12 protein-coding genes are annotated in these 11,985 nt (G+C 59.9%); 7 read left to right on the top strand and 5 right to left on the bottom strand.

Annotated features, from left to right (window positions below):
• Positions 1 to 45: 45 nt before the first annotated feature.
• Genes FH061_RS07715 through FH061_RS07695 form a run of 5 tightly spaced genes read right to left on the bottom strand, consistent with a single transcriptional unit; the run spans position 46 to position 3,692 of the window.
• A complete protein-coding gene (locus FH061_RS07715; protein ID WP_151634679.1) occupies positions 46 to 321 on the bottom strand; it encodes a BolA family protein in 276 nt (91 codons plus the stop codon).
• A 36-nt stretch (positions 322 to 357) separates the two neighbouring features.
• Positions 358 to 975, bottom strand: a complete 618-nt coding sequence (locus tag FH061_RS07710) for a septation protein A (protein WP_151634678.1) — start codon at positions 973 to 975, stop codon at positions 358 to 360.
• A 28-nt stretch (positions 976 to 1,003) separates the two neighbouring features.
• Positions 1,004 to 1,399 (bottom strand): peptide-methionine (R)-S-oxide reductase MsrB, encoded by a 396-nt coding sequence (msrB, locus tag FH061_RS07705; RefSeq protein ID WP_151634676.1) that lies wholly within the window; start codon positions 1,397 to 1,399, stop codon positions 1,004 to 1,006.
• On the bottom strand, positions 1,396 to 2,901 hold the full coding sequence (locus FH061_RS07700) for a protein adenylyltransferase SelO (protein WP_151634675.1): 1,506 nt from the start codon (positions 2,899 to 2,901) through the stop codon (positions 1,396 to 1,398). Before FH061_RS07700 ends, msrB begins: the two co-directional genes overlap by 4 nt.
• Entirely contained in the window at positions 2,898 to 3,692 is a 795-nt protein-coding gene (locus FH061_RS07695) for a Crp/Fnr family transcriptional regulator (RefSeq protein ID WP_151634673.1), read from the bottom strand. The genes FH061_RS07700 and FH061_RS07695 overlap by 4 nt, the downstream gene beginning before the upstream one ends.
• A 146-nt stretch (positions 3,693 to 3,838) precedes the next feature.
• Here FH061_RS07695 and FH061_RS07690 point away from each other — a divergent pair, with 146 nt between their 5' ends.
• From FH061_RS07690 to FH061_RS07660, 7 genes are all read left to right on the top strand, one after another.
• Positions 3,839 to 4,615 carry a class II aldolase/adducin family protein gene (locus FH061_RS07690; protein WP_151634671.1) on the top strand — a complete coding sequence of 259 codons (777 nt, stop codon included), beginning with the start codon at positions 3,839 to 3,841 and terminating at the stop codon, positions 4,613 to 4,615.
• An 84-nt stretch (positions 4,616 to 4,699) separates the two neighbouring features.
• Positions 4,700 to 5,287 (top strand): HD domain-containing protein, encoded by a 588-nt coding sequence (locus FH061_RS07685; protein WP_225984532.1) that lies wholly within the window; start codon positions 4,700 to 4,702, stop codon positions 5,285 to 5,287.
• A gap of 121 nt (positions 5,288 to 5,408) precedes the next feature.
• Positions 5,409 to 7,061 carry a 3-(methylthio)propionyl-CoA ligase gene (locus tag FH061_RS07680; protein WP_151635224.1) on the top strand — a complete coding sequence of 551 codons (1,653 nt, stop codon included), beginning with the start codon at positions 5,409 to 5,411 and terminating at the stop codon, positions 7,059 to 7,061.
• A 95-nt stretch (positions 7,062 to 7,156) separates the two neighbouring features.
• Entirely contained in the window at positions 7,157 to 8,404 is a 1,248-nt protein-coding gene (locus FH061_RS07675) for a branched-chain amino acid ABC transporter substrate-binding protein (protein WP_151635222.1), read from the top strand.
• Positions 8,405 to 8,736: 332 nt separating this feature from the next.
• Positions 8,737 to 9,978: a branched-chain amino acid ABC transporter substrate-binding protein gene (locus FH061_RS07670; protein ID WP_151634669.1), complete on the top strand. Its 1,242-nt coding sequence runs from the start codon at positions 8,737 to 8,739 to the stop codon at positions 9,976 to 9,978.
• A 93-nt stretch (positions 9,979 to 10,071) separates the two neighbouring features.
• Positions 10,072 to 11,019 (top strand): branched-chain amino acid ABC transporter permease, encoded by a 948-nt coding sequence (locus tag FH061_RS07665; protein WP_151634667.1) that lies wholly within the window; start codon positions 10,072 to 10,074, stop codon positions 11,017 to 11,019.
• A gap of 1 nt (position 11,020) precedes the next feature.
• Positions 11,021 to 11,985 (top strand): branched-chain amino acid ABC transporter permease (locus tag FH061_RS07660; protein ID WP_151634665.1); only part of this gene is annotated, 965 nt, incomplete at its 3' end.

Here is an 11,985-nt window from a genome sequence, read left to right as displayed (position 1 = left end):
GATTGGAAAAAATAATAGTTTATACAAATTCAGGCGCATCGAGACTCAGCGAGTCAGTTCGGACGGCGCGATGGCGATAATGTTGAGAGCGTGGATATCGCTGGACATCATGTCGCGGAGGCAATCATACACTAGCCGGTGGCGGGCGACGCGATTGAGGCCCGTGAAGCGCTCGGAAACCAGTCTCAGTTTATAGTGACCCGCGCCCGTGGCGGCGCCCGCATGGCCGGCATGCAGGTGGGATTCGTCTTCGAGTTGACATTCGACCGGCGCAAAAGTTGCGGCCAGCCTGCTGTGCATTTTCTGCATGCGTTCGTTCATCGTGTCTTCCTGCTTCTTGCGGGACTGGGGAAATTCCTAGTGAGAATCTTTCAGGTACTTGGAGAGAAAAAGGCTTTGCGCCACGACGAAACCCAGCATCAGCCCAGTGAATCCGAACAGCTTGAAGTTGACCCAGAATGCCGTCGAGAATGAATAGGCAACGTAGAGGTTGACCAGGCCCATGGCTGCGAAGAAGGCAGCCCATGAAAGGTTAAGCTTGTTCCAGACCGGATCCGGCAGGACAAGCTGTTTCTGCATCATCAGGCGAATCAGGTTCTTGCCAAGCAGGATCTGGCTGATGATTAATGCGGCGCCGAAGGCCCAGTAAAGCACGGTCGGCTTCCATTTAATGAAAGTCTCGTTATGAAAATAGATCGTTGCGCCGCCGAAAAGGGTAATGATGGCCAGCGATACCCAGAGCATGCCGTCGACCTTGCGACGGCGCAGCAGCAGGTAGGCAATCTGTCCAATTGTTGCCAGAATGGCCAGTGCGGTGGCCAGCATGATCGGTGCCTGCGCGGCGGTCGCCGTGCCGGACACGAAGGCCGACAGATACTGGTCCACCAGACCTTGCGCCGCCTCGGGATGACCTTCTCCCCATTTGAACATGGCAAAAAACAGGATGACGGGGAAAAGATCGAACAGAAACTTCATGGGGCGCGGGCTCTTTCGTACTGTTAGTTTACTTGGGATCGAAACGCAGCGACGCCGAATTGATGCAATAACGCAAGCCGGTGGGAGGAGGTCCGTCCGGGAATACGTGACCGAGATGGGCGTCGCACACGTTGCAAAGAATTTCGGTGCGTATCATGCCATGACTGCGATCGATGCGCTCGGAAACATTGTCAGGATCAAGCGGCCGGAAGTAGCTCGGCCAGCCACATCCGGAGTCGAATTTCGCATCCGATTCGAACAGCGGCGTGCCGCAGCAGATGCAGGTGTAGATGCCGTGTTCATGGTGATCCCAATAGCGGCCGGTGAAAGCGCGTTCGGTCGCCGCCTTGCGGGTGACCTGGTATTCAAGGGGATCGAGCATTTCACGCCATTCGGCGTCGGTTTTAGTCACTTTCGTGGTCATGATGAGCAGCTTACCTCCAGAGTGCTCGCCCAGTCGGGCGGTAATTCGGCATAGTGTTCGTTTTCCGGCTGTTCGTCGAACGGCTTTTCAAGCACCGACAGCAGACGGGCCACTTCGGAAAAGTCCTTGTTCTGCGCTTTGTCTATTGCGACCTGGGCCAGGTAGTTGCGCAGTACGTATTTCGGATTGACGGCATGCATGCCTGTCCTGCGTTCTTCATCCCGGCTGTTTTCCTGGCGGAGACGGTTGCGGTACTGGACCGCCCAGGCATCGAAGGCGGGGCGGTCGATGAAGAGGTCGCGCAGCGGTTCGTCCGCCTGCGGGTTATCCAGCGTCAGATTGCCCAGCTGGCGGAAGAACAGCGTGAAATCGACATGGTTGTTCTGCATCAGTGCAAACATCGACTCGAACAGCTTGCCGTCATCCGGCAGCGTATCGCGCAGGCCGAGCTTGGCATGCATCAGCTGCTCGAACTTCGTATCGTAGGTGGGCTTGTAGATATCGACCGCCGCCTGTGCATCCTCGACTTCGCCCACCAGCGGAAGCAGCGCCTGCGCCAGCGCGAAGCAATTCCATTGCCCAATGCGAGGCTGCATCTGGTACGAGTAGCGGCCCTGGTGGTCGCTGTGATTGCAAATGTGACGCGCATCGAAGGCTTCCATGAAACCGAAGGGACCGTAATCGATGGTCAGCCCGAGGATGGACATGTTGTCGGTATTCATCACGCCATGCATGAAACCGACCGCCTGCCACTGCGCCATCAGTTCCGCGGTGCGGCGGCTCACCTCCGACAGCAGCGCGCGGTAGGGCTGCGGGTCGTCGCGCAGCGCCGGATAGAAGCGGTCGATGACATAGTCCGCGAGCATCTTCAGTTCTTCCTGGCGCTCGTTGTAAAACCAGTGCTCGAAAGAGCCGAAGCGGATGAAGCTGGGCGCCATGCGGGTCACGATGGCAGCGGTCTCTACGGTCTCGCGCATGACCGGCATGTCCGAGCCGGTGACGCAGAGCGCGCGCGAGGTCGGTATGCCGAGCGCAGCCATGGCTTCCGAGCACAGGAATTCGCGGATCGAGGAACGCAGTACCGCGCGCCCGTCACCCATGCGGGAATATGGCGTCATGCCCGCTCCCTTGAGCTGGAGCTCGATACGGCCTGCGGGCCAGGGGTCGTCGGCGGCAACGTCGCCAAGCAGAATCGCGCGTCCGTCGCCGAGCTGTCCCGCCCAGACGCCGAACTGATGCCCGGAGTAGACCGCAGCCAGGGGTTCGGACCCCGGCAGCACCGCATTGCCGGAAAAGGCGTCGACGGCGTCCTGGAGCCCGAGTGCTTCGGCATCGAGGCCGATCAGTTCAGCGGCCGGGGAGCTGGCGCCGACCAGATAGGGGGCAGGCACCGGCGTCGGCTGGAGCCGGGTATAGAACTGCGGCGGCAGGGCGGCGAAGGAGTTTGCAAAGGGCAATTGATTCGCCTGCTGGCGAAGCCTGCGTTCGGCAGGTGCGTTCATAAAGCTTCCTTGAAGTGTGGGTCGCCCGTAGCCTCCGACCGCTCCCGAAGGGCTGATCTGGCGGAGCCTTGAGATTGCTCCGGATAGGCAAGGGCAGAGAGCGCTAGAGGCTGTTTGATGGATATGCGGCCATATTTGGTCTGTATCAACCCCTTTTGTTCCCAATAATGCAGGATTTTCGAGATGCTCTGGCGGGACTTGCCGAGCAGATGCCCCAGGTCTTCCTGTGTCAGCGGAACTTCGCGTCCGTGCGCATCGACATCGGCATTCAGCGCGGAGGGCTTGATATGCGCAAGCTCCAGCAGGCGGCGCGCAAGCCGCTGCGACAACGGGGCGACGGCGGCTTCCTCCACCATGTCGAAGGTCGCGCGCAGACGCATGCTCAGGACCTTGAGGAAACGCTCATAGATCTGCGGATAGCGGGCAAGCAGATTCTTGAAATCGGTTCTCGAATGAAACAGCAGCGTGGTGTCTCCGGCCGCATGCGCATCATGCGAGCGCGGCAGCCCGTCGAACAGGGAGATTTCGCCGAAACAGTTTGGCGCACCCAGTACCGCGATGATCGACGAGTGTCCGTCGGCCGTGGCGCGGGTAAAGCGCACGGCGCCGCTGGCGATGGTATAGAACCCGTCGGCTTCCGCGCCGCGGGCGTGGATCAGGATGCCGTCGCCGAATGTCCGCACCGCGGCGCAGGCGCAGGCGGCGCGCAGGATCTCTTCAGGTACGTCCGACAGCCATGAACTGCGCAGGAGTGCGGCTCGGTCAATGTCATCGGGGCCGTGATTTTGCATGGCGATTGTTAAGTAGTTGACAGTCTTGTGCGGTGCGTTATAACGATACTGCGATGGAAACGCGCCTGACCGGCACGGCGGACGCCGATGCCCGCGACATACATCGCTACAGCGCACTATTCTGACAGAGAAGAGGAGATACCATCATGAACGCCCCCGAAAAGCTGAGCTTTCCATCCTTGCAGGAGCGCGTCTCCGAGGAGGAATGGCAGACGCGCGTGGACCTGGCCGCCTGCTACCGGCTGGTCGCCGACTTTGGCTGGAGTGATCTGATCTTCACGCATATCACGGCGCGCGTACCGGGCACCGAGGATCAATTCCTGATCAATCCCTACGGCATGATGTTCGACGAGATTACCGCTTCCTCGCTGGTCAAGATCGACCTGCACGGCAACAAGATCGAAGACTCGCCGTTCCCGGTCAATCCCGCCGGCTTCACCATTCACTCGGCCATCCATTCGGAACGGCATGATGCGCAATGCGTGCTGCATGTCCACAGCATCAATGGCGTCGCGGTCTCCGCCCAGAAAAACGGCCTGCTGCCGCTTTCCCAGCAATCGATCTTCGTGCTGTCGAGCCTGGCTTATCACGACTACGAGGGTGTCGCGCTGAATGACGAAGAAAAGCCGCGCCTGGTCGCAGACCTGGGCAACAAGAATTACCTGATGCTGCGCAATCACGGCTTGCTCACCCTGGGCAAGACGATTGCCGATGCCTTCGTCAACATGTACATCTTCGAAGCCGCCTGCATGATCCAGATCCGTGCCCAGGCCGGCGGCGGCGAACTGATCACGATTCCCCAGACCATCATCAGCGGCGCCAAGGACCAGGCGCGCACGGTAACGAAGTCGAAGGGCGGCATGCTGGCATGGCCGGGCCTTCTGCGACGGCTCGACCGCATCGATCCTTCCTACCGCACCTGATCGCCGACAAGTTCATGAAGCAGGGTGGCACCAAGCGCACCCTGCATTTTCCAACCTGCATTTTCCTTTCTCGAATATAACGACATGGAGACACTCGATCATTCCCGCGCAGGCTTTCGCGACATGCAGGAGAGCACTGCGGAAGACTGGAAAATCATCGGACGCGAGTTCAAGACCTATGCGGCCGCATTGCCGGACCGCGTTCTTGCGCATCTTCGCCTGCTTGACGGCGACTGCGGCGGTTTCCCGGTAGACCGGCTCACGCACAGCCTGCAGACGGCGACCCGCGCCTACCGCGACGGCCGCGATGATGAATACGTGGTCTGTGCGCTGTTGCACGACATCGGCGACACCCTTGGCAGCTTCAACCATCCCGACATCGCCGCTGCCATTCTCAAGCCTTTCGTCAATCCCGAATACCATGCGATCGTGGAAAAGCACGGCATTTTCCAGGGCTACTACTTCTTCCATCATCTCGGCATGGACCGCAACCTGCGCGACCAATTCGCCAACGCCTCCTTCTACGACGCGACGCTGGAGTTCTGCGAGAAGTACGATGCGCCGGCCTTCGATCCCGATTACGACACGCTGCCGCTGGAATTTTTCGAGCCCATGCTGCGACGCGTAATGGCCCGCCCGAAAAATACCATCTACAAATCCGCTGTCGACTGAAACCGCTCCGGCGGGGCAATGGTGCAGTGCGTCATCGAAAGTCGTTGACGGTTTTAGTACGGTCGTTCAAAAATCATGCTTCAATAAGTAGAAGAATTCCAACTACGAGGCAGGAGGCATGATGACTGAATTTCCCAAGAGCCCATTGATGGGCCAGATGATGAATCAGCCTTTGCTGATTTCCAGCATCATCAAGCACGCCGACCGTTACTACGGCAGCAATGAGATCGTGTCGCGCCGGGTCGAAGGCGACATTCACCGCTATACCTACCGCGATTGCCACAAGCGCTCGCGCCAGATGGCCAATGCGCTTGGCGGTCTTGGCGTGAAGATGGGCGACCGGGTCGCCACGCTGGCCTGGAACGGTTATCGCCATCTCGAGCTGTATTACGCCATTTCCGGCTCCGGCGCGGTGATGCATACCATCAACCCGCGCCTGCATCCCGAACAGATTGCCTACATTGCCAACCATGCCGAAGATCAATACCTGTTCTTCGACATGACCTTCCTGCCGCTGGTCGAAGCCTTCGCCGCCCACTGCAAGACGGTCAAGGGCTTCATCATGATGTGCGATCGCGACCGCATGCCGGCCGAAACCAAGATTCCGAACCTGCAGTGCTACGAAGAACTCGTGGCCTCCAATTCCGACCAGTATGAATGGCCGCTGTTCGACGAGAACTCCGCGTCCAGCCTCTGCTATACCTCCGGCACCACGGGCAATCCCAAGGGTGCGCTGTATTCCCACCGCTCGACGGTCTTGCATTCCTATGCCTCGGCCATGCCGGATGCACTGAATGTTTCGGCGCGCGATTCGGTCCTGCCGGTGGTACCGATGTTTCACGTCAATGCCTGGGGCCTGCCGTATTCCGTGCCGCTGACCGGTGCCAAGATGGTCTTCCCCGGCCCCGCGCTGGACGGCAAGTCGCTGTTCGAACTGTTCGAGCAGGAGAAGGTGACTTTCTCCGCCGGCGTACCGACCGTCTGGCTCGGCCTGCTGACCTATGTCGGCCAGAACAACTTGCAGTTTTCCAGCTTCAAGCGCACCGTCATCGGCGGCTCGGCTTGTCCGCCGGCCATGATGAAGACCTTCCGCGAGAAGTTTGGCGTCGAGGTGGTTCACGCCTGGGGCATGACCGAAATGTCGCCGCTGGGCACGACCGGCACGCTGCAGAGCCATCACCTTGGTCTGCCGCCGGAAAAACAGCAGGCCGTGCTGGAAAAGCAGGGCCATGCAATCTACGGTGTCGACATGAAGATCGTCGGCGACGACGGCAAGGAACTGCCCTGGGACGGCAAGACCTACGGCAACCTGCTGGTCAGGGGGCCGTGGATCATCAGCAGCTACTTCAAGAACGAAGGCGGCGATGTGCTGCAGGACGGCTGGTTCCCGACCGGCGACGTCGCCACCATCGACGCCGACGGCTACATGCAGATCACCGACCGCAGCAAGGACGTCATCAAGTCCGGCGGCGAGTGGATCGGCACTATCGATCTGGAGAATATTGCCATGGCGCACCCGGCGGTACAGCAGGCGGCGTGCATCGGCGTGTTCCATCCGAAATGGGACGAGCGTCCGCTGCTCGTCGTGGTGAAGAAGCCAGGAGCCGAAGTCACCAGGGAAGAACTCATCCAGTTCTATGACGGAAAGATTGCCAAATGGTGGACACCGGACGACGTCACCTTCGTCGACGCGTTGCCGATCGGCGCCACCGGCAAGGTATTGAAGAACCGCATTCGTGAACAGTTCAAGGAGTACAAACTGCCCAGCGCATAACACCCCCGCACCGCAATCGGAATCAGCATCAAGAGAGCCTTCGAAGAACAAGGCCGACGTTATACCAGCGTACCTAAACAAGGATGAGACATATGATGAAGAAGATTCGCCCCCTCGTATTGGCAGCCTCCGTCGCAGCAGCTTTCGCCGCGCCGGTATCGCATGCGGACACCATCAAGATCGCGATGATCGAGACGATGTCAGGCGCCTTTGCTCCCATCGGGCAGAACCAGCTCAACACCTTCCGCATGTTCGCGGAAATGGCGAATCAGCAGAAGTGGGCCGGCAACCATACGGTCGAGGTGCAAGCCTTCGACGGCAAGGGCAGCCCGCAGGAATCGCTGAACCAGCTCAAGACCGTGATCGACCAGGGCTACCGCTACATTGCCCAGGGCAACGGCTCCGGCGTGGCCCTGGCGCTGGTGGATGCGGTCAACAAGCACAATGAGCGCAATCCCGGCAAGGAAATCGTCTTCCTGAACTACTCGGCGATCGACCCCGACCTGACCAACAGCAAGTGCAGCTTCTGGCACTTCCGCTTCGATGCCAATTCCGACATGAAGATGGAAGCGCTGACCACCTACATGGCCAAGGACCAGAGCATCAAGAAGGTCTACATCATCGGCCAGAACTATGCTCACGGTCACCAGGTCACCCGCGCCGCCAAGGATTACCTCAAGCGCAAGCGTCCGGATGTGCAGATCGTCGGCGACGACCTGCATCCGATCGCGACCGTGAAGGATTTCGCGCCTTACATCGCCAAGATCAAGGCTTCCGGCGCGGATTCCGTCATTACCGGCAACTGGGGCGCCGACCTCGCGCTGCTGGTGAAGGCTGCCAAGGATGCAGGCCTGACCGCCAAGTTCTACACCTACTACGGCGGTACTTCCGGTGTTCCGACCGCCATGGGCGGCGCGGTGGCCGGCATGGTCAAGCAGGTCGCGTACTGGATTCCGAACAACGAGACTTTTGCCGGCAAGGAAATCGTCGAGGCGTTCAAGAAAAAGTACAACGACGACTTCTACGTCAGTGATATCTACACCGTCGTGCAGATGGTGTCCAAGGCCGCCAAGGACACCAACTCCGTCGATCCGGTCAAGGTCGCTTTCGCACTGGAAGGCATGAAGACCAAGGCGATCAACGGCGACGTGGAAATGCGCGCCGCCGACCACCAGCTGCAGCAGCCGCTCTACATCTCGACCTGGGAAAAGGTCGACGGCAAGAAGGTCAAGTATGACCAGGAAAATACCGGCTACGGCTGGAGCATGGACCAGAAGGTCGAAACCTATGTGGCGACCCAGCCGCATTCCTGCCAGATGAAGCGTCCGGCCCGTCCGTCCTGACCTTCAACTCTGTTTGCGGCATGGCACCGAAGCGGTCCATGCCGCATTTCTGCCGCATGGCGGCGGAACCGTTCCGAAGATTTATCTGATCGCGCCGTTTCGGCTTTCCGGTTGATGTGGTTGACGTTGTCGACCTCGATGCCTTGGAATCCGCAGCGGGAGATGCACGCGCCCGGCAGGCAGGTGCCGCGGGCTTGCAGCGCCGGACCCGGCTTGCGCGTGAAGATGAATACGATGCCGAATACCTCATAGATTCCTTTGCCGTACGCGCTTTACACCCGGTCTAGGCGCCGATATGCTGTAAACACAAAACACTTATAAGGAAGAGACAAATGGCTATCCAATTCAAATCCTGGATCATTCCGCTTTCTCTGGCGGCTGCGTTCGCAGCGCCTGCCACCTATGCGGACACGGTGAAGATCGCCTTCATCGATCCATTGTCCGGCCCGTTCGCACCGGTCGGCCAGAACGGCCTGAAGAGCTGGCAGTACGTCGCCGAGATGGCGAACGCGCAGAAATGGGCCGGCGAGCATACCTTCGAAGTGGTCGGCTTCGACAACAAGGCAAGTCCGCAGGAATCCTTGTCCCAGCTCAAGACCGTGATCGACCAGGGTTACCGCTATGTTATCCAGGGCAATGGTTCCGGCGTGGCGCTGGCACTGATCGACGCGATCAACAAGCACAATGAGCGCAATCCCGGCAAGGAAGTTCTTTTCCTCAATTACGCGGCCGTCGATCCGGACCTCACCAACGGCAAGTGCAGCTTCTGGCATTTCCGCACCGACGCGAATTCGGACCAGAAGATGGAGGCGCTGACCACGTACATGGCCAAGGACCAGAACATCAAGAAGGTCTACATCATCGGCCAGAATTATGCGTTCGGGCATCAGGTCACCCGCGCCGCCAAGGATTACCTCAAGCGCAAGCGTCCGGATGTGCAGATCGTCGGCGACGACCTGCATCCGATCGGGCAGGTGAAGGATTTCTCGCCTTACGTCGCCAAGATCAAGGCTGCCGGTGCGGATACCGTCATTACCGGCAACTGGGGCGCCGACCTGGCGCTGCTGATCAAGGCTGCCAAGGACGCAGGCCTGACCGCCAACTTCTACACCTATTACGGCGCGACAACCGGCGTACCCACGGCAATGGGGCCGTCCGGCGCCGAGCGCGTGAAGTATGTCGGCTACTGGAATGCCAACAATGAAAAGTTTGTCGGCAAGGAGATCGTCGAAGGCTTCAAGAAAAAGCACAACGATGACTACTATGTAATGGCCACCTATACCTCGCTGGCATTGTTGGGCAAGGCGATGAAGGAAGGCAAGACGACCGATCCGCTCAAGGTGGCGCTGGCGATGGAAGGCATGAAGGTGCAGAGCCTGAACGGCGAAGTCGAGATGCGCAAGCAGGATCACCAGCTGCAGCAGCCCTTGTACATCGCCACCTGGACCAAGGTGAACGGCAAGGATGTCAAGTATGACCAGGAGAATACCGGCTACGGCTGGAAGACCGATGTCGTGCTCGATCCCTATGTGGCGTCCCAGCCGACGTCCTGCCAGATGAAGCGTCCTTCGTAATTGATTTCCCTTGCAGCGTGCCGTTGCCTGGCGCGCTGCTTTTTTGCTGCACAAAAAAAGTACGGTCGTACAAGAATTTGAGAGGGTTGCCGCGTGGAGTTCACATTAATTACTTTGCTTAACGGCCTGAGCTACGGGCTCCTGCTGTTCATGCTGTCGTCCGGCCTGACGCTGATCTTCAGCATGATGGGCGTGCTCAACTTCGCGCACGCCAGCTTCTACATGCTGGGCGCCTATTTCGCCTATGCCATCAGCACCAAGATCGGCTTCTGGCCGGCCCTGGTCGTCGCGCCGCTCTTGGTCGGCGTCATCGGCGCCATGGTCGAGCGCTACGGCCTGCGCTCGGTCCACAAGTACGGCCACATCCCCGAGCTGCTGTTCACCTTCGGCCTGTCCTATGTGCTGGTCGAACTGGTCCAGCTGATCTGGGGCAGGGCCGCCGTGCCTTACCCGATTCCCGCCGAACTCGACGGCCCGCTGTTCACGCTGTTCACCACCACCTTCCCGATGTACCGCGGCTTCATGATGCTCATCGCCATCCTGATGCTGGTGGCCATCTTCCTGGTGCTCACCCGCACTCGCATCGGCCTTGTCATCCAGGCCGCGCTCACCCATCCCGACATGGTCGAGGCGCTCGGCCACAACGTGCCGCGCGTGTTCATGCTGGTCTTCGGCGGCGGCTGCGCGCTGGCCGGCCTGGCAGGCGTGATCGGCGGCAACGCCTTCGTCACCGAGCCCGGCATGGCCGCCACCGTCGGCTCCATCATCTTCGTGGTGGTCGTCGTCGGCGGCATGGGCTCGCTGGTCGGCGCGCTGCTGGCGTCGCTCCTGATCGGCGTGCTGCAGACCTATGCCGTGGCGCTCGATTACTCGTTCGCCACCGTGCTGGCCTGGATCGGCACCACCGTCACGCCGGAGACCTTCGGTTTCCCGGTCCTCAAACTCACCATTTCCCAGGTCGCACCCATCCTGCCTTACCTGCTGCTGGTGCTGATCCTGATTTTCCGGCCGCGCGGCCTGATGGGCACACGGGAGGGCTGACATGAATACCAATACCCTGACAATGAAAAACACCATGACCTACAAGCCCATGAACCTCGGGCGCTGGATCATCTGGGGCCTGTTCGCGGTGATCCTGATCGTGGCGCCGCTGATCTTCAACAAGGGCGCGTCGCTCTCCATCCTGTCGCAGATCGGCACGGTCATGATCTTCGGCCTGTCCTACAACATGCTGCTGGGACAGGGCGGCATGCTCAGCTTCGGCCATGCGGTCTACTCCGGTCTGGGCGCCTTCTTCGCCATCCATGCGATGAACCTGGCCACCGCCGGCAAGATCTGGATGCCGGTCACGCTGATTCCCTTCATCGGCGGCCTCGCCGGCATGTTCTTCGGCATGCTGTTCGGCTATGTGACGACCAAGAAGTCGGGCACGACGTTTTCCATGATCACGCTGGGCATCGTGGAACTGGTGTTCGCCTGCTCGCTGATGTTCCCCGAGTTCTTCGGCGGCGAGGGCGGCATCTCCACCAACCGCGTCTACGGCGAGAAGTTCATGGGCATCACCTTCGGTCCGCAGATCCAGGTGTACTACCTGATCGCCGCCTGGCTGTTCATCGCCACCGTGGGCATGTACGCCTTCACGCAGACGCCGCTGGGGCGCATCATCAACGCCGTGCGCGACAACCCCGAGCGGGTCGAGTTCATCGGCTACGACACCCAGTGGGCGCGCTATCTCACGCTTATCCTGTCGGGCTTCTTCGCCGGCATCTCGGGCGGGCTGTCGGCGATCAACTTCGAGATCGTCACCGCCGAAAACGTCAGCGCCCTGCGTTCGGGCGGCGTGCTGCTGTTCACCTTCATCGGCGGCGTCGGCTTCTTCTTCGGCCCGATGATCGGCGCCATCATCGGCGTGTTCCTCACCGTCATGCTGTCGGACTTCACCAAGGCCTGGCAGCTGTACCTGGGCGTGTTCTTCATCCTCATCGTCATGTATGCGCCGGGCGGCAT

Source organism: Noviherbaspirillum aerium, assembly GCF_008929045.1.
Lineage (GTDB): Bacteria > Pseudomonadota > Gammaproteobacteria > Burkholderiales > Burkholderiaceae_D > Noviherbaspirillum > Noviherbaspirillum aerium.
The sequence above is the reverse complement of the archived record's forward strand: the minus strand, read 5'-3'. Positions and strand labels throughout refer to the sequence as shown.